15 protein-coding genes are annotated in these 17263 nt (G+C 56.9%); 9 read left to right on the top strand and 6 right to left on the bottom strand.

Going from position 1 to position 17263, the window contains the following annotated elements:
* Window positions 1-196: 196 nt before the first annotated feature.
* From YERSI8AC_RS21285 to YERSI8AC_RS21270, 4 genes are all read right to left on the bottom strand, one after another.
* Window positions 197-940, bottom strand: coding sequence for a sulfite exporter TauE/SafE family protein (locus YERSI8AC_RS21285; protein ID WP_138799218.1), 744 nt, complete (start codon window positions 938-940; stop codon window positions 197-199).
* A gap of 120 nt (window positions 941-1060) precedes the next feature.
* A complete protein-coding gene (iolB, locus tag YERSI8AC_RS21280; protein WP_138799219.1) occupies window positions 1061-1864 on the bottom strand; it encodes a 5-deoxy-glucuronate isomerase in 804 nt (267 codons plus the stop codon).
* An 86-nt stretch (window positions 1865-1950) separates the two neighbouring features.
* Window positions 1951-2946: an inositol 2-dehydrogenase gene (iolG, locus tag YERSI8AC_RS21275; RefSeq protein ID WP_159177523.1), complete on the bottom strand. Its 996-nt coding sequence runs from the start codon at window positions 2944-2946 to the stop codon at window positions 1951-1953.
* Between the two features lie 42 nt (window positions 2947-2988).
* Window positions 2989-3852: a MurR/RpiR family transcriptional regulator gene (locus YERSI8AC_RS21270; protein ID WP_159177522.1), complete on the bottom strand. Its 864-nt coding sequence runs from the start codon at window positions 3850-3852 to the stop codon at window positions 2989-2991.
* A gap of 238 nt (window positions 3853-4090) precedes the next feature.
* Between YERSI8AC_RS21270 and YERSI8AC_RS21265 the strand changes: the two genes are divergently transcribed.
* The 9 genes from YERSI8AC_RS21265 (at window position 4091) to YERSI8AC_RS21225 (ending at window position 15502) form a co-directional block, all read left to right on the top strand.
* The gene (locus YERSI8AC_RS21265; RefSeq protein ID WP_159177521.1) at window positions 4091-5041 is read left to right on the top strand and encodes a sugar ABC transporter substrate-binding protein; all 951 of its coding nucleotides are present in this window, start codon (window positions 4091-4093) and stop codon (window positions 5039-5041) included.
* Between the two features lie 54 nt (window positions 5042-5095).
* Window positions 5096-6226 (top strand): ABC transporter permease, encoded by a 1131-nt coding sequence (locus YERSI8AC_RS21260; RefSeq protein ID WP_035581260.1) that lies wholly within the window; start codon window positions 5096-5098, stop codon window positions 6224-6226.
* Window position 6227: 1 nt separating this feature from the next.
* On the top strand, window positions 6228-7118 hold the full coding sequence (locus YERSI8AC_RS21255) for an ATP-binding cassette domain-containing protein (RefSeq protein WP_159177520.1): 891 nt from the start codon (window positions 6228-6230) through the stop codon (window positions 7116-7118).
* Between the two features lie 9 nt (window positions 7119-7127).
* On the top strand, window positions 7128-7925 hold the full coding sequence (locus tag YERSI8AC_RS21250; RefSeq protein WP_089691901.1) for a TIM barrel protein: 798 nt from the start codon (window positions 7128-7130) through the stop codon (window positions 7923-7925).
* A gap of 100 nt (window positions 7926-8025) precedes the next feature.
* Window positions 8026-9984: a bifunctional 5-dehydro-2-deoxygluconokinase/5-dehydro-2-deoxyphosphogluconate aldolase gene (locus YERSI8AC_RS21245; protein WP_159177519.1), complete on the top strand. Its 1959-nt coding sequence runs from the start codon at window positions 8026-8028 to the stop codon at window positions 9982-9984.
* 1 nt (window position 9985) lies between these two features.
* Window positions 9986-11833: a 3D-(3,5/4)-trihydroxycyclohexane-1,2-dione acylhydrolase (decyclizing) gene (gene iolD, locus YERSI8AC_RS21240; RefSeq protein WP_138799226.1), complete on the top strand. Its 1848-nt coding sequence runs from the start codon at window positions 9986-9988 to the stop codon at window positions 11831-11833.
* A 31-nt stretch (window positions 11834-11864) separates the two neighbouring features.
* Window positions 11865-12767 (top strand): myo-inosose-2 dehydratase, encoded by a 903-nt coding sequence (gene iolE / locus YERSI8AC_RS21235; RefSeq protein WP_159177518.1) that lies wholly within the window; start codon window positions 11865-11867, stop codon window positions 12765-12767.
* 35 nt (window positions 12768-12802) lie between these two features.
* Window positions 12803-14305: a CoA-acylating methylmalonate-semialdehyde dehydrogenase gene (locus YERSI8AC_RS21230; RefSeq protein WP_159177517.1), complete on the top strand. Its 1503-nt coding sequence runs from the start codon at window positions 12803-12805 to the stop codon at window positions 14303-14305.
* A 75-nt stretch (window positions 14306-14380) separates the two neighbouring features.
* The gene (locus YERSI8AC_RS21225) at window positions 14381-15502 is read left to right on the top strand and encodes a Gfo/Idh/MocA family protein (protein ID WP_159177516.1); all 1122 of its coding nucleotides are present in this window, start codon (window positions 14381-14383) and stop codon (window positions 15500-15502) included.
* Window positions 15503-15568: 66 nt separating this feature from the next.
* Here the strand turns inward: YERSI8AC_RS21225 and mgtE are convergent, their stop codons facing one another.
* Together mgtE and YERSI8AC_RS21215 are read right to left on the bottom strand one after the other, a co-directional pair.
* Entirely contained in the window at window positions 15569-16924 is a 1356-nt protein-coding gene (gene mgtE, locus YERSI8AC_RS21220; protein ID WP_159177515.1) for a magnesium transporter, read from the bottom strand.
* A gap of 104 nt (window positions 16925-17028) precedes the next feature.
* Entirely contained in the window at window positions 17029-17187 is a 159-nt protein-coding gene (locus YERSI8AC_RS21215; RefSeq protein WP_167522524.1) for a hypothetical protein, read from the bottom strand.
* Between the last annotated feature and the right edge of the window lie 76 nt (window positions 17188-17263).

The raw sequence follows: 17263 nt of genomic DNA, 5'->3' as shown, positions 1-17263 counted from the left end.
GCTCCTTGGATCAAGTAAATGAGAAACGATCAGGGTAGCGGGCCGGGGCCAGAGAGCAAGGCCTGGAAGGCAAGTGACAGGGATCTCTTACACGTTTGTAAGAGATCTCTTACAAAATTTTAAGCGATGTCTTACAGCTTAAACGCTTAAAGGATGATCGTATGAAAATGAGCTGCACTCCGTAATGAATCCCGCCCTATTTCAGCGCCTGCCAAATCAGATTAAAACCGACTAAAAACATGGCAAAAATCACCAGCCGGTAGAACAGCGTCTCGTTGACGCGACTTTGCAGCCATAGGCCGTTGCGTACACCGATCCAGGCGATGGGTACTAGCAGTAGCGATGCCCAGGCGCTGGTAACGTTGATTTCGCCAAGCCACATATAGGGCGCTAGCTTGATCACGTTGACTACGGCAAAGGTCACTGCGCAGGTGGCGATAAACGTCTCTTTCGATAGTTTGCGCGGCAGCAGGTAAACGTTCAGCGGCGGCGCGCCCGCATGGGCCATAAAGCTGGTAAAGCCGCAGACGCTTGCCGCTGGCAATGCCCAGCGGGTGGAGATAGGTTTCTTGGCAACGGGCTTGAGCAGCATGTAAGCGGCGAACAGCAGGGTGATCACGCCGAGAGTCAGGCGTAAGCCCTGTTCACTCAAACTGCCAAACAGCAGCGTCCCTACCGTCACGCCGATAAACAGCCCCGGCACAAAGCGCCAGACCTCAGTGGCGTCCTGCTTGCCCCACCATGCTTTCACCGCAAACACGTCCATCACCAGCAGTAGCGGCAATAGTAAGCCAGCTGCCTGGGCGGGGCTGATCGCCAGCGCCATTAGCGGTACCGAGAGCGTGCCAAAACCACCCGCAAAGCCACCTTTTGAAACGCCGGTCAGGTAAACGGAAAATGCAATTAACAACCAGGCGATGACGGAGTATTCGGGGAGCATTGAAGCCTCTGGATAAATGAAATAGCTAACCGTAGGAATAGCGAACAATAAAAAGCCCCACATCAGCGGGGCTAGTTAGCATAGCATCCAATAAACGTTAGCGGGCGAAGAGTCGTTCCATCAAGCGTTCATCAGCCACTCGTGGTCGGGGTCGTTGTGGAATTTCCATGCCCGCTTGGGCCCCGCCATCACATTTAAGTAGTAGAGCGAGTAGCCATGGGAGGCGCCTACTGGATGGTAGCCCTTGGGCACCAACACACAGCAGCCGTTTTCCACCGCCATGGTTTCATCAAGGCTGCGGTCATCGGTGTAAACGCGCTGGAAGGCGAACCCTTGTTCAGGGTTAATGCGGTGGTAGTAGGTCTCTTCCAGATGTGATTCGTGGGGTAAGTTATCCACATCGTGTTTGTGGGGCGGGTAGCTCGACCAGTTACCCGCAGGTGTGAATACTTCGACTACTAATAGGCTATCGGCGGGCTCGGTTTCCGGCAGAATATCGTGAACATGGCGGGTGTTGGTGCCTTGGCCACGGGTGCTTTTTTTGATTTTGTCGGGAGCGATTAGCCTAGGGGCGTGATTGCCATGCCCTGGGGCGGCGCACACCGCTAGCTCTAAGTCTGTGGTTGCTTCCACCGAGTAGCTAACCCCATTGGGTAGGTAAACCGCGTAGGGTGGAATTTGTTCAAAGATATCCATGCGCTGGCCGATATCTTCAAAGCGGTGCTCGCCGCAGGTTACCGTGGCGCGACCGGTGAGCAGCACCAGGCAGATTTCCTGATCATCGCTGCTGGCCTCCAGGCGCTGACCCTTGGCGAGTTTATGCACCCGAAAGCCGACATGCTGCCAGCCAGCCGATTCAGGGGTAACGTCAATCACGGTGCCTTGGGTATCTGGGGCGGTGGGGCGTACCAGTAGGGAAGCCATATGTCGCTCCTTCTGATGGTTAGCTGCTCTGTTGGCAGCTAGCCGTTGTCGATATGAAGGGTCTCCACAGACCCGTTTGCGTCTGTTTAGATCGAGGCATCGAGCAGAATTTTGCGACCTTCACGCAATGAAAGCTCCGCTGCATCGGCTAAGCGCAACGCCTCTAGGCCATCCTGGGCACCTGCGAGTGGCGCACGTTTCTCCTTCCATGCGGCGACAAAGTCGCCAATTTCCAGTTGGTAGGCTTGGGCATAGCGCTCCAGGAAGAACCACTTGGGTTTGTCTTCCACTTGGCCTGCTTCACCGGTGAAGCGCAGCCGGGTGTCGCTCTCATTTTGGACCTGCAGCATGCCTTGGCTGCCAAAGGCTTCGATACGCTGATCGTAGCCGTAGCAGGCACGTCGTGAGTTGCTGATTTGGCACAGCTTTCCACTGGCTGTGGTAAGGGTGACCATGGCGGTATCCACATCACCCGCTTCGCCAATCGCTGGGTCGATAATGCTACTGCCGACGGCAAAGACACTTTCGATGGGTTCATCGAGCAGCCAGCGCGCCATGTCCAGATCGTGAATCATCATGTCCCGAAACAGGCCGCCGGACTCAGCCACGTACTCGGCGGGCGGGGGAGAGGGGTCGCGGCTAATAATCGTTAGCGTTTCAAGTGCGCCAATACGCCCTTTGGTAATCGCTTTTTTCAGTGCCGAAAACTGAGGATCGTGGCGGCGGTTAAAGCCTAACGCGCAGGTCACTGGATGCTCACTGAGTACCTGCAGAGCATCTCGCGTGCGGGCTAAATCCAGGGCGATGGGTTTTTCGCACAGAATCGCCTTGCCAGCGCGGGCGGCACGCTCCAGATACTCCGCATGGGTGGGCGTGCTTGAAGCAATCAGTACGGCGTCAATGGTGTCATCCGCGAAGATTTCATCCACAGAGGCCGCTCGGCTGGCGTACTGCTCGGCCAACGCTTCTGCGGCAGGCTGATGAAAATCGGCCACGGCGGCCAGGGTAACGTTCGGGTGCGAGTGAATGGCCTGGGCGTGCACCTTGCCGATGCGTCCAGCGCCGATAAGCGCGAGTTTCATAAGCTCTCCTGTTTTGTTGTTGGTGTTGGCTCGTTGTGGCGTTTAGGCCTTATGTTGTTTGTCACGGCCCTTTTCTTTGTCGCGTGTTTTGTCTTGCCGCACGCCCAGGGCAATTGCCAAGGTCTGGGTCAAGCAGAGCGACGCGGTCAAACTGCGGAAACTTTTTACTTCAGCTTCGTTGACAACGAAGACGACATCCGCGAAACGGGCCAGCGGGCTGAGGTTCGAATCGGTAATCACTACAATAGGTAGACCGCGCTGATGGGCGTCTTCGCAGGCTTTTTGGCTCTCTTCTGCATAGGGGGAAAAGCTGATGGTCAGTAGGGCGTCGTGTTGGCTCATAGCGCGCAGCTGCTCGCCGTACATCCCACCCAAACCATTGACCAGCAGCGCAGGCTTATCCACATGGGCCAGGGCATAGGTCATGTAGCTGGCGACCATGAAGCTTCGCCGTGCCCCCATCACATGAATCGCATGAGCCTTTTCAAAAATATCCAGCGCCTTCTCCAGGCTCTCTGGATCGATACGGCTGGGAAGCTGCTCCAGAACAGCGCGATTGGCATCGGCGAACTCCCACAACAGCTGGGTGCTGTCGGGTGTTTCCCCGGTGGCGCTACGTACTGCGCGAATCCGTTCTGTGTAGTTAGGCAATTCATCGACTAGGCGGCTGCGAAACAGCTGCTGCATTTCGGAAAAACCCTTAAAGCCCAAGCTATTGGCCAAGCGGATTAAGGTGGATGGAGTGACATCTGCCTGCTCAGCAATTTTGGCCACGGTTGCCAGAGCAACCTCCTGGGGGTGATCAAGCACAAAACGAGCGGTTTGCTGTAAGCGTTTGCTTAGCGTGGCGTACTCGGCGGTGATCAGCGTTTCCAGCTCGCGGTAGCTTTGTGGTGGCTGCGGCATACAAATTCCTTAGCGTTAACTCATGTACCACTCATTCACTCATGCACGACTGGGCAGTAGCACTGAGCAAAGTGGCTGGCTGTTATGCAGTCTAGTTGATTGGAATAAATATTCCATTTATACAAAAGTATAGAATAAATAATTTGCAGTAATTGCTATTTGGAATCTATATTTCATATCGCCAAGGCATTTAATGCCACTTCCCTACCAACAACGATAACGTTATGAGGAATTATTTATGGCACGTCTATCTCAATGGCTTCTAGCCTCTGCCGCCACCACGGTATTAATGGCGGGAACTGCACAAGCACAAGAACCGGAACAAGAAGCGAGCCGTTTCGTCATGGTGACCCATGGTGTTCCCTCTGATCCTTTCTGGTCCGTGGTGAAAAACGGCGCAGAGGCAGCCGCTGATCTCGTAGGCGCTGAGCTGGAGTACCGTGCACCATCGACCTTTGATATGGCCAAGATGCAGCAACTCGTACAGGCAGCGGTGGCATCTGATCCGGATGGCTTGATCCTCTCTTTTACTGACGAAAACGCCCTGGGCGGCGCTGTCCAAAATGCTGTCGATAACGGCATCCCAGTGATCACCATTAACTCCGGTGGTGACGTGGCGAGGGATTATGGTGCCCGGCTGCACGTCGGGCAGAGTGAATACGAGGCGGGCAAACAGGCCGCCGAGCGCATGCAGGAACTGGGCGTCGAGAAAGGCGTCTGCGTTAACCATGAGCAAGGCAACCAGGGACTTGATCAGCGCTGTGATGGCTTTGTAGAAGGCTTTGACGGCAATGCTGAGCAGCTAGCGACCACCTACGACCCCACCAATATTCGCAATGCCATTGTCGCTTACCTTAATGAGAACAGTGATGTGCGTGGTGTGCTGACCCTGGGTGCATTGGCCGCTGATCCGATGATTCGGGCCATGCGTGAGCAGGGGGCAACCGATATGTTCACCCTCGGCACCTTTGACCTTTCACCCGGTATTTTGGAAGCCTTGGATGCGGGTGAGCTGGACTTCGCGATCGACCAACAGCAGTACATGCAGGGCTACTTGCCCGTCATGTTCCTAGATCAGTTCGTCAAGAACGGACTGCTACCCGCAGGGGATGTTGCCACCGGCCCAGGGTTTGTCACTCAAGAAAACGCTGCACAAGTCATTGAGCTGAGTAGCCAGGGCATCCGTTGATAACTACCTAATCGAAAAAGGCTCGACGGTGTCGAGCCTTGGGGGTCGATCGCCATGAATTCTACTGAAACGAAACAGTCGGTTGCGCCAGCAACCGCTCCTCAAGATGAGCGTATCCAGAGAGTCTCTTTCTGGAAGAAGGCTCTTAATCGTCCGGAGCTGGGGGCGCTGGCCGGTGCCGTGTTGGTGCTTGCCTTCTTTATCGCTGCTTCCAGCGGCACTGGGATGTTTACCCCAGCGGGTATTATTAATTTTCTTGAAGTCGCCGCTCAGCTCGGCATTATCGCCACGGCGGCTGCGTTGCTGATGATCGGCGGAGAGTTTGATCTTTCGATTGGTTCGATGATTGGCTTGGCAGGCATTCTGATTGCCATCCCTGCGGTGGAGTATGGCTGGCCGCTGTGGGCCGCAATTTTACTGGCGTTCGCCTGTGCGGGCCTGGTGGGCTGGATTAACGGTAATCTGGTCAATAAAACGGGGTTGCCGTCATTTATCGTTACCCTGGGCTTCCTGTTCATTCTGCGTGGTCTGGCTATCGGTACTAGCCGGTTGTTGACGGGACGTACTCAGGTGGGGGGCGTTCAGGATCATATCCCCGGTGATTGGTTCGCGGCGCTTTTCTCTGGAGAAGTTGCTACGGGACTATTTAGTTGGATGGCGGAAAATGGCTGGATGGCGACCAACTTTGCGGGCAACCCCACGGTCACCGGTATTCCCGTCTCAATTGTCTGGTGGCTGGGCTTAACCGCTGTAGCGACTTGGGTGCTGCTGTGCACGCCTTACGGCAACTGGATCTTCGCCAGCGGTGGTGATGCCAATGCGGCGCGCAATTCGGGCGTCCCCGTCCACCGCGTCAAGATTTCACTGTTCATGTTCACCGCTTTCTCCGCCACCATCTTTGCCTGCATACAAGTCATGGATACTGGTTCGGCGGACACTATCCGTGGCCTGCTAAAAGAACTGGAAGCCATTATTGCTGTGGTGATCGGTGGCGCTTTGCTGACCGGTGGTTATGGCTCCGCTATAGGTGCCGCCCTGGGTGCGCTGATCTTCGGCATGGTGCAAATGGGCATTTTTTACACCGGTGTTAACACCGACTGGTTCCAGGTCTTCCTGGGCGTGATGTTGCTGGTGGCGGTGCTATTCAACAATTACATGCGCAAAAAGGCGATGGAGGCTAAATAACATGACTACACGCACTCCAATGATTGAAATGCGCAGTGTCAGCAAACACTTCGGCAGCGTCATCGCCATCAGTGATATCTCGATGCAGGTCTATTCCGGTGAGGTTATGTGCCTGCTGGGTGATAACGGTGCTGGCAAGTCAACGTTGATTAAAACCCTTTCCGGTGTTCACCAGCCCACCCATGGCGAGATGCTACTGGATGGCAAGCCCGCTCGTTTCAAGTCCCCGGCTTACGCGCTCGACGCCGGTATCGCGACAGTTTTCCAGGATCTGGCGATGGTGCCGTTGATGTCGATTACCCGTAACTTTTTTATGGGCCGCGAACCGACGGTGGGCTGGGGGCCTTTAAAGCGCATTAACTGGAAGTATGCCGACCGGGTTGCCAAAGAGGAAATGGCTAAAATCGGTATTGATGTGCGCGACCCAAGCCAGCCGGTGGGCACGCTTTCTGGCGGGGAGCGCCAGTGTGTGGCGATTGCCCGTGCCGTCTATTTTGGCGCTAAAGTGCTGATTCTTGATGAGCCTACGTCAGCGCTTGGGGTTAAGCAGGCCTCTGTCGTACTGCGCTACATTGCCAAAGCCCGCGCGGATGGCCTGGCGGTCATCTTTATTACCCACAATGTTCACCATGCTTACCCAGTGGCCGATGCGTTCACCTTATTGTCACGCGGCGGCAGTTTGGGCTCATTCCGCAAAGAAGAAGTCAGCCGCGAAGAAGTGCTCAACATGATGGCGGGTGGCGCTGAGCTTGAAAGCCTGGATGCGGAGCTTGCGGAATTCCAGCGGGACGATAAAGCCAAGAAGGCCAGCTTAGCCGAACAAGACGCCCAGCCCGTGAATGAAACAAGCAGCACTGAACCCCCTTCACCGCGAACGGCGAGCGGCTATTAAGGAGCCATGATGAATAAACCTACCCCATCATCCCCGTTCACGCTGGCCGTCTGCGCTGAAATGGTGTTCCGCCGCTTGCCCGTGTTGGAGCGTGTTAAGCGTATTTCTGAACTGGGTTTTCAGGTCGAAATCTGGGACTGGACTAAGCATGACATTGACGCACTGGCCAATAGCGGGGCGACATTTTCCTCCATGACCGGCTATGTCACCGGCACCTTAGCGGATGCCGCCGGGGCAGATGAACTGCTACGCACCGCCGCTGAGTCGGTTGAGGTGGCCAAACGACTGGGTATTCCACGTCTCAACCTGCACGGCACAGGGTTGGATGGCGAAGGTCTTCCCGTGAAACCTTGCCAACAGATGACCGGCGCGATGTGGTTAAAAGCACGCGATACCCTCAATCGGCTGGCGGATCTCGGCGAGCAGAACGACGTCACCTTTGTGCTTGAAAATCTCAATACCGACGTTGATCACCCAGGAGTGCCGTTTGCGCGCTTGGAAGATGTTCTAGCGCTGGTGGAAAGTGTTGATCGGCCCAGCTTGCGCATTATGTTGGACGTTTATCACGCCCAAATTGGCGAAGGTAATTTGATTGAATTGATTCGCCGCTGTGGGCCGTACATTGGTGAAGTGCAAGTGGCTGATGTGCCAGGGCGCTGCGAACCGGGAACCGGCGAGATTAACTACCCGGCCATTGCCAAAGTGCTGAACGACATAGGTTATCGCGGCACCGTAGGACTGGAAGGCTGGGCCTCTGGCGACGACGACCTCGCGCTCGACCGATTCCGTGCCGCCTTCACACTTTAATCCACGGTTGATAAGCCTTATCGATTGCCAGCCAAGACGCTTTTATGCCCAGTGCCATCCTGTGACTAGTACCACGAATTTGTGACGTGGGGAGACATTTATGCTGAATAACAATAGTCAACACCGACCGCTTGACCTGATTTGTCTTGGACGCGTGGCGGTCGATCTTTACGCCGAGCAGATTGGCAGCCGTTTAGAAGACGTGGCCAGCTTTGCCAAGTACCTAGGCGGGAGCTCGGGCAATATGGCCTACGGCACCGCTCGCCTCGGGTTGAAATCCGCCATGCTCTCGCGGGTCGGCGACGAGCAGATGGGCAACTTCGTGCGCGAAGAGCTGGAGCGGGTGGGCGTGGATACCTCCGCGCTTCAAACCGACCCCGAGCGCCACACCGGCCTGGTGCTGCTAGCCTTAAAAGACCGCGAAAGCTTCCCGCTGCTGTTTTATCGCCGCGACTGTGCCGATATGGCCATCGACGCCGACGCCATCGACCCTGAATTTATTGCTCGAGCAAAAGCGCTGGCAATTACCGGCACCCATCTTTCTACCGATACCACCCGGCGGGCGTGTCGCAAGGCACTGGACGCCGCCGCCCATTATGGCGTGAAGCGGGTGCTGGATATCGACTATCGCCCCGTGCTGTGGGGGCTGACTAACCCTGGTGATGGTGAAACCCGCTTTATCGCCGATGATAAAGTGACCACCGACCTGCAGCGCTGGTTGCCAGATTTTGATCTGATTGTAGGTACCGAAGAGGAGTTTCATATTGCCGGCGGCAGCACGGACACCTTAGTGGCTCTGCGCGCGGTGCGTGAAGTTAGCAAAGCTACCCTGGTATGCAAGCTGGGGCCCATGGGCTGTGTGGTGTTTGAAGGCGCGATTCCTGGCCGCATTGAAGACGGTATTTTAGTTAAGGGCGTACAGGTCGAGGTGCTCAATGTGCTGGGTGCCGGGGATGCCTTTATGAGTGGCTTGCTACGCGGCTGGCTGCGCAATGAACCCTGGCAAACCAGCGCCGGTTATGCCAATGCCTGCGGCGCGCTGGTGGTCTCCCGCCACGGCTGCGCCCCGGCCATGCCCACCGAAGACGAGTTATTTGATTACCTGGCGCGCCGCGATGAGGTGCCTCGTCCGGATACCGATCAACGCCTAAATCATCTGCACCGGGTCACCACCCGAGTGCCTGCTCAGTGGCCCGAAGTGTTGGGCCTGGCGTTTGACCACCGCCGTCAGCTCACCGATATGGCCCGCGAAGCGTATGCCGACAGTGCGCGACTGCCAGCACTCAAAAAACTCCTGGTCACCGCCGCCGAAGAGGGTGCCAAACTGGGCGGTATTTCCACGCCCGCGATCCTGGTAGACGACGTGCTGGGTCAAGACGCGCTCAATCAAGCCAGTGGGAAAGGCTGGTGGATCGGTCGACCGGTAGAGCTCCCAGGCTCACGACCTTTGCGCTTCCAGCATGGCGATGATTTAGGTGCCTGCCTGCGCAACTGGCCTAGAGAGCAGATCATTAAATGTCTGGTGTTCTATCATCCCGACGATGAACTCTCGCTGCGCCTGGAGCAGGAGGAGCGGCTGCGTCAGCTCTACCAGGCGGCCTGTGCTTATGGGCTGGAGCTGCTGATTGAAGTCATTCCGCCCGCCGACATGCCCAATGACGATACCACTTTGCCGCGCAGCCTTCAGCGGCTCTACAACCTGGGTATTCGCCCAGACTGGTGGAAACTACCTGCCATGTCAGACGCTGCCTGGCAGGCGGTTGGCGACACCATTGAGCGGGAAGATACCTACTGCCGTGGGGTCGTGCTGCTCGGGCTAGACGCCCCTATGGACGATATGAAACGTGGCTTTGAAGCAGCGGCCAATCATGCCTGCTGTAAGGGGTTCACCGTTGGCCGCACGCTATTTGCCAGCGCCAGCCGCGACTGGCTGGCTGGGCGTATCGACGATGCCCGCTTGGTAGAGCGGGTCGCCCAGAACTATGCCGAGTTGATAAAGGCGTGGCGGCAACTAAGGCAGGCGGAGCCGCAAACGCAGGCCCACACGGAGGAGGCGTAAAATGAGCACCATTCGACTCACCATGGCCCAGGCGTTGGTCAAGTACCTTGCTGCACAACGTATAGAGGTGGATGGCCAAGAAGTGGCGCTGTTTGAAGGCGTGTTTGCGATTTTTGGTCATGGCAATGTGGCCGGAATGGGGGAAGCGCTTTACCACGTGCAAGACACGCTTCCGACCTTTCGCGCTCACAACGAACAGGCCATGGCCCACGCGGCGATTGCCTTTGCCAAAGCCAATAATCGCCAGCGCTTAATGGCCGCGACCAGCTCGATAGGCCCGGGGGCGACCAATATGGTCACCGCCGCAGCACTCGCCCACGCCAACCGCTTGCCGATCCTGCTGCTGCCGGGGGACACCTTCGCCACCCGCGAACCCGACCCGGTACTCCAGCAGGTGGAGCATTTTGGTGACCCGACCATTAGCGTCAACGACTGTTTTCGTCCGGTGTCGCGTTACTTCGACCGTATTAATCGCCCCGAGCAGCTGCTGACCAGTTTGCCCCAGGCGATTGCTACCCTGCTTGACCCTGAGCACTGCGGCCCCGCGACCCTGGCATTGCCCCAGGATGTGCAAACCTTTGCCTACGATTACCCGGAGGCCTTTTTTGCTCCCAGGGTGCATCGCATTCGCCGCTCGCCACCGGATGCATACGAGCTTCGTCAAGCAATCGCCGCGCTGCAACAGGCCAAGCGCCCGCTGATTATCGCCGGCGGCGGCGTGCATTACGCCGCTGCCTGCGATGCCCTGGCAGAGTTTGCTAAAGCGCGGGGCATCCCGGTAGCCGAAACCCAGGCCGGCAAAGGCGCGTTGGCCGATAGCCACCCCTGCGCAGTGGGTGCCATTGGGGTGACCGGCAGCGCAGCCGCCAACCAATTGGCGGAGCAGGCGGATGTCATTCTGGCGGTGGGCACGCGGCTGCAGGACTTTACCACCGGCTCACGAGCGCTATTTGAAGGAAGCGATAAAACGCTTATCGCCCTCAACGTTGGCCGCTTCGACAGCCTGAAGCATCAAGCGCTGCCGTTAAGCTGCGATGCCTTGGTCGGGCTGGGTCAACTCGACGCGGCGCTGGGTGAATGGCGCGGCGGCGATGAATGGCGCGAGCAGACCGGCACGCTCAAGCGCGAGTGGGCCGAAATAGTGCGCAACGTGACCGCCGACCAAGGGCTGGCGCTGCCCACCGATGCCCAGGTGATCGGTGCGGTTAATCGCCAAGCAGGCAACGATACCACCGTGGTATGCGCCGCCGGTGGCTTGCCCGGCGAGCTGCATAAGCTCTGGCAATGCTCGGGCCCTGGCAGCTACCACGTGGAGTACGGCTTCTCCTGCATGGGCTATGAAATTGCGGGCGGGCTGGGCGTCAAGATGGCCAAGCCAGAGCGGGAAGTGGTGGTGATGGTGGGCGATGGTAGCTACCTGATGCACAACTCGGAGCTGGCAACCTCGGTGATGCTGGGCCACAAGCTGATTGTGGTGGTGTTGGATAACCGCGGCTATGGCTGCATCAACCGCTTGCAGCAGGCCACAGGCGGCGCGGGGTTCAACAACCTTCTGCAAGATTGCCGCACTGTGGAAGCAGGCGCTCCCAAAACCGATTTCGCCGCCCATGCCAAATCTCTGGGCTGTGAGTCTGAATCAGTGAGCGGCATTGCGGAGCTGGAGCAGGCGCTGGTGCGCGCTCGCAGCGCCACCTCGACCTATGTGATTGCCCTGGATACCGATCCGCTACCCAGCACCCAGGAAGGCGGTGCCTGGTGGGAGGTGGCCGTGCCCGAGGTTTCCGAGCGTGAAGCGGTCAATAAAGCCTATCAAGGGTACCGCGAAGCCAAGCAGCGCCAACGCCATTAATACCAACAAACATAATCATAAGGAATACGCTATGCCAACGGTTACTTTAGGCATCAACCCGCTCACCTGGACGAACGACGACTTGCCCAGCCTGGGCGGCGCAACACCACTGGAAACCTGTTTGAAAGAGGGCCGCGAAGCGGGGTTTAGCGGCTTTGAATTAGGTAACAAGTTTCCCCGAACGCCTGACGCCTTGAACCAGGTGCTTAGCGCCCACGACTTGGCACTCGTTTCGGGCTGGTACTCCGCGCAGCTGTTGGAGCGCACTCCTGAAGAAGAGATTGATGCCATTCAGGATCATATGAACCTGCTCAAGCAGTGCGGTGCCAAGGTGATGGTGCTGTGCGAAGTCACCCATTGTGTACACGGCGATCAGGAGCGCCCGCTTTCCCAGCGTCCGCACCTTTCCGAGCAAGAGTGGCAGCGACTGCTGCATGGCCTGGATGTCGTGGGCGACTACCTGAAATCCCAGGGCATTCAGCTGGTGTATCACCACCATTTGGGCACGGTGATCGAAAGCCAGGCCGACGTTGAACGCTTGATGGATAACACCGGTGAAGGCGTGGGGCTGCTGCTTGATTTTGGTCATTTGCGCGGGGCTGGCGGCGACCCGCTCGCCATCGCCAAACGCTACAGCCAGCGTATCCATCATGTGCACTGCAAGGACCTGCGCTTCCCAGTGCTGGAAGCGGTACGCAACCGCGACAAAAGCTTTTTAAACGGCGTGTTAGACGGCCTGTTTACGGTGCCGGGGGATGGCAATGTGGATTTCCTGCCCGCCTTAACCCACCTGCGCGAACAGGGCTACCAGGGTTGGTTAGTGGTTGAAGCCGAACAAGACCCGGAAGTCGCCCACCCGCTGACCTACGCCCGCCTGGGTTACCGCAACCTACGTCAACTTGCCGAGCGGGCAGGCTTCGACGTTGCCAGCTAAACAGCACCAGCGCCGCCTTTTAATCAGGAGTTTGTATGAAGACGCTATCCCACTATCTTAATGGCCAGCTCTCCGCCGTTCAGAGCCAGCACACTTCGCCGGTTTATAATCCGGCCACCGGTGAGCAGAGCGCCCAGGTGGCGTTGGCCACCGCCGATGAAACCCGCGAAGCAGTGCGTATCGCCGACGAGGCCTTTGCCGACTGGTCTAAAACTTCGCCGCTAAAGCGCGCGCGTATTTTGTTTAAGTTCAAGGCGCTGGTCGAGGAGCACACCGATGAGCTTGCACGACTGGTCTCCAGCGAACACGGCAAGGTGTTTTCTGACGCCAAAGGCGAAGTGACTCGCGGCCTGGAAGTGGTCGAGTTTGCCTGCGGCATTCCCCACCTTCAGAAGGGCGAGCACTCCATGAACGTCGGCACCGGCGTTGATAGTTACTCAATGATGCAGCCGCTGGGCGTGTGCGCCGGTATCTCTCCGTTCAACTTTCCCGCCATGGTGCCTATGTGGATGTTCCCCATCGCCCTGGCTTGCGGCAACACCTTCGTCATGAAGCCTTCAGAGAAAGACCCCTCTACGCCGCTGCGCTTAGCCGAGCTGCTTAAAGAAGCGGGCCTGCCGGATGGCGTTTTCAACGTTATCAATGGCGATAAAGAGGCGGTGGATGTGCTGCTTACCGATGAGCGTGTTCAGGCGGTGAGCTTTGTGGGCTCTACCCCAATTGCTGAGTACATCTACGCTACCGCATCAGCCCATGGCAAGCGTGTTCAGGCACTGGGCGGCGCCAAAAACCATATGGTGATCATGCCCGATGCGGATCTAGATCAAGCCGTGGGTGCTCTGATGGGCGCGGCCTATGGCTCGGCAGGCGAGCGCTGCATGGCGATTTCGGTGGCCGTACCCGTTGGCGAAGAGACCGCCAACCGCCTGCGCGAAAAACTGGTGGCCGAACTGGATAAACTCACGGTCGGGCCTGGCCTGGTCGATGGCCCCGATAATGATATGGGGCCGCTGATCACCCGCGAGCATCGCGAAAAAGTGGCGGGTTATATCCAAACCGGCGTGGATGAAGGCGCAGAGTTAGTGGTAGACGGTCGCCAGACCACGATTGACGGGGCAGGCGATGGCTACTTTATCGGCGGCAGCCTGTTTGACCATGTCACGCCCAGCATGCGTATTCACTCCGAGGAGATCTTCGGCCCGGTGCTGGCCATTGCCCGCGTGGCGAGCTTCGACGAGGCGGTCAGCATGATCAACGCCCACGAATACGGCAATGGCACGGCGATCTTTACCAGGAATGGCGATGCGGCGCGTCAGTACTGCGAGCAGATCCAGGTCGGCATGGTCGGCGTTAACGTACCAATTCCGGTGCCCATGGCGTTCCATAGCTTCGGCGGCTGGAAGCGTTCGCTGTTTGGCCCGCTGCATATGCACGGCCCCGACGGTGTGCGTTTCTACACCCGTATGAAAACCATCACCCAGCGCTGGCCCAGCGGCATCCGTGAAGAGACCAACCACTTCACCATGCCGACCATGTAAACAGTCTACGGGGCACGCCACCATTCAACGCCGGGCCCAGCCCGGCGTTATTGTTTTATAATAGGGGTAACGATAATGAAAACCCTCAAGATTGGCCTAATCGGCACCGGTTTTATGGGCAAGGCCCACGCCATTGCTTTTAATGCGGCGTCCAGCGTTTTTGAACTGCCCGCTAAACCCGTTTGCGAACTGCTGGCGGATGTCGACCTCGCTACTGCAGAGAGCCGAGCGCGGGCCTGGGGATTTGCCCGCGCCACCGACGACTGGCGTGCCCTGGTGGCCGACAGTGACGTGGATGTGGTGGATATCTGCGCGCCCAATTTCCTGCATAAAGAGATGGCGTTAGCCGCCATTGCGGCGGGCAAGCATGTTTACGCTGAAAAACCGCTGGCGCTGAGTACGGCAGACGCTGACGAGATGGTCGCCGCGGCTGAAAAGGCGGGTGTCAAAACCCTGGTGGGTTTTAACTACATTCGCAATTCCGCCACCCAACTGGCCCGACAGATTGTCGCCAGTGGCGATATCGGAGAGCTGATTCACTTTCGTGGGCGGCACAATGAGGACTACCTGCTCGACCCGGAAAAGCCCCACGATTGGCATACCAAACGGGCGACCGCAGGCGCCGGTGCGTTAGGCGATGTGGGGTCGCATATTCTTAATATGGCCGAGTTTTTAACCGGGCAGCGCATTACCGAGGTATGCGGCCAGCTACAAACCGTCATTGCAACGCGCCCCAATGCTAACGGCAGCGGGATGGCTGCGGTGGAAAACGACGATCAGGCCCAGGCCATGCTGCGGTTTGACCAGGGGTTAATCGGTAATATCGAAACCTCCCGGGTGGCGGCTGGCCGCAAAATGGGCTTGGCCTACACGCTAACGGGCACCAAAGGCGCCATTGTGTTTGACCAGGAGCGCATGAGCGAGCTGCAGCTATATCGCCACGGCGACGCCCACGGCAGGCGCGGGTTCACTACTCTGTTAGCGGGCCCCGAACACCCTGACTATGCCGCTTTCAGCCCCGCACCGGGGCATGGTCTGGGCTATAACGATCAGAAGATTATCGAGGTGCGCGATCTTGTGGAGGGCATCATCAACGACCGTCCCCTCTATCCAGACTTCCGCGAAGCCGCGCGGGTTAATCGATTAATAGAGGCCGTCGAAACGTCAGATCAGACGGGGCAGTGGGCGACAGTATAGCCGTTACTTCTACACTAAGCGCTTGGGCCTTTCTATAAAGGCCCAAGCGCAGGCTGGAAAGAAAAGTCACAAAATAATCAGCGTCGCGAGACCGAGGAATGACAAAAAGCCAACCACATCGGTAACGGTCGTCAAAATAACCGCACCCGACAACGCGGGGTCGATCTGGAGCTTTTTCAACACCATGGGGATGAGTACGCCGGATAAGTTGGCGAGACTCATATTGATAAAGATGGCCAGTGTGATCACCAGTGTAATCATGGCGTCGCCAAACCAGATATGGGCAATCAAGCCGACCACTAACGCCCAAACCAAGCCGTTACTCATACCCACCCACATCTCTTTGTTATACAGCCAGCGGACGTTGTTACCCGCGAGCTGCCCCAGCGCCAAGCCGCGTATAACCACGGTGAGGGTTTGACTACCCGCAATACCCCCCATACTCGCCACCACCGGCATCAAAATGGCCAACGCCACAATTTGATCCAATGCAGCCTCGAATTGACCAATAACGAAGGCGGCTAAAAAAGCCGTTAACAGATTAATACCCAGCCAAATGCCGCGACTTTTCGCACTGCGTAAAACGGGCGTGAAGACTTCCTCTTCGTTACTGACGCCGGACATATGCTTTAACGTCATGTCAGCGTCGTCTTGGGTGATTTCCAGTACGTCGGCGGCGTTTAGCTGGCCTACTAATAACCCATCGCTATCGCACACGGGCACAAAGTGTAGCTCTTTAGAGCGCAATAACGCCGCTGCATCACTGACTTTCATTTGATCATTTAGAGTGAAAAAGTCATCCATGTAATCATCAACCATCGCATCTTGTGGTTGCTTGATTAAATCAATCAGGGTCAAAGTGCCGAGTAAGCGTTTGTCTTTATCCGTAATCATGATCTGCTGCGACTCATCGTCGAGCAGATGGTGGATGCGGATATAGCGCTGTACGGCCTCTAACGACACGCCCTGTTTTACATTGACGGTCTCGGGATCCATGTAACGGCCAACAACGTCATCTTCATAGGCGTGAAGATTCTCAACCTGGGCGCGGATCTCTTGCTCTAGGCTAGCGTAGACGCTGGTTTTTATGGCTTCATCAGCAACATCTAAAACTTCAGCAACTTCTTGAGCATCCAAGCCTTTAACAATTGCTTCTACATCGCTGGCCGATAAATCCTCGATGTAGTCAGCACGGATGTCTTCGTCAACTTCGGCGAGAACCTCGCCGATTAACTCGTCGGGAATATACTCCCAAAGAAAATCTCGCGTTTTGGCCGGGAAGGATTCCAGTGTTCGCGCAATGTCTAAAATATCGAGTTCAGAGAAATGCGCTTTTAGTGCCGCTGCGTCTGGGTCATCTAGCAGGTTTTGAAGGTAGAGAAGCTGCTCTTCGGAATTGGTGTACTTTTCATCATCGCGCATAGAGTCCGTCCTTGTTGGAAGCTAAGTGTTGAAGAGGTGCAAACTCCTGGCGGCTCGCTTTATGAATGTTATAGACAGGTATGGTTGAACGCCACGCGAACACCTTAGGCCATGCGCTGCTGGGCAGAAACGGGCGGTACGTCGGTGCCAATCATCTCATCATCGGCGCCGGCCCAGGTCAGCGTGCCGTGGGTGAAATCCAGCGGCGCTGGGTAGTGGGCACGTTCGTCAAGGGTGAGGTGTGCGGGAAGCGTTGAAGACATGGCGTATCCGTGAACATCTTATACGCCAAGACTAAAGGGTGTGCATTATTTGTACAGCAGTAACCGCCTGATCGGC

Origin of the sequence: Halomonas sp. 113 (assembly GCF_904067645.1) — a bacterium.
In the GTDB taxonomy this organism is placed as follows: domain Bacteria; phylum Pseudomonadota; class Gammaproteobacteria; order Pseudomonadales; family Halomonadaceae; genus Vreelandella; species Vreelandella titanicae.
This window is presented reverse-complemented; position numbering and strand designations above follow the sequence as displayed.

Coding starts and splice junctions, on each gene's coding strand:
- YERSI8AC_RS21285 (WP_138799218.1), bottom strand. CDS start 940: ATGCTCCCCGAATACTCCGTCATCGCCTGGTTGTTAATTGCATTTTCC.
- iolB (WP_138799219.1), bottom strand. CDS start 1,864: ATGGCTTCCCTACTGGTACGCCCCACCGCCCCAGATACCCAAGGCACC.
- iolG (WP_159177523.1), bottom strand. CDS start 2,946: ATGAAACTCGCGCTTATCGGCGCTGGACGCATCGGCAAGGTGCACGCC.
- YERSI8AC_RS21270 (WP_159177522.1), bottom strand. CDS start 3,852: ATGCCGCAGCCACCACAAAGCTACCGCGAGCTGGAAACGCTGATCACC.
- YERSI8AC_RS21265 (WP_159177521.1), top strand. CDS start 4,091: ATGGCACGTCTATCTCAATGGCTTCTAGCCTCTGCCGCCACCACGGTA.
- YERSI8AC_RS21260 (WP_035581260.1), top strand. CDS start 5,096: ATGAATTCTACTGAAACGAAACAGTCGGTTGCGCCAGCAACCGCTCCT.
- YERSI8AC_RS21255 (WP_159177520.1), top strand. CDS start 6,228: ATGACTACACGCACTCCAATGATTGAAATGCGCAGTGTCAGCAAACAC.
- YERSI8AC_RS21250 (WP_089691901.1), top strand. CDS start 7,128: ATGAATAAACCTACCCCATCATCCCCGTTCACGCTGGCCGTCTGCGCT.
- YERSI8AC_RS21245 (WP_159177519.1), top strand. CDS start 8,026: ATGCTGAATAACAATAGTCAACACCGACCGCTTGACCTGATTTGTCTT.
- iolD (WP_138799226.1), top strand. CDS start 9,986: ATGAGCACCATTCGACTCACCATGGCCCAGGCGTTGGTCAAGTACCTT.
- iolE (WP_159177518.1), top strand. CDS start 11,865: ATGCCAACGGTTACTTTAGGCATCAACCCGCTCACCTGGACGAACGAC.
- YERSI8AC_RS21230 (WP_159177517.1), top strand. CDS start 12,803: ATGAAGACGCTATCCCACTATCTTAATGGCCAGCTCTCCGCCGTTCAG.
- YERSI8AC_RS21225 (WP_159177516.1), top strand. CDS start 14,381: ATGAAAACCCTCAAGATTGGCCTAATCGGCACCGGTTTTATGGGCAAG.
- mgtE (WP_159177515.1), bottom strand. CDS start 16,924: ATGCGCGATGATGAAAAGTACACCAATTCCGAAGAGCAGCTTCTCTAC.
- YERSI8AC_RS21215 (WP_167522524.1), bottom strand. CDS start 17,187: ATGTCTTCAACGCTTCCCGCACACCTCACCCTTGACGAACGTGCCCAC.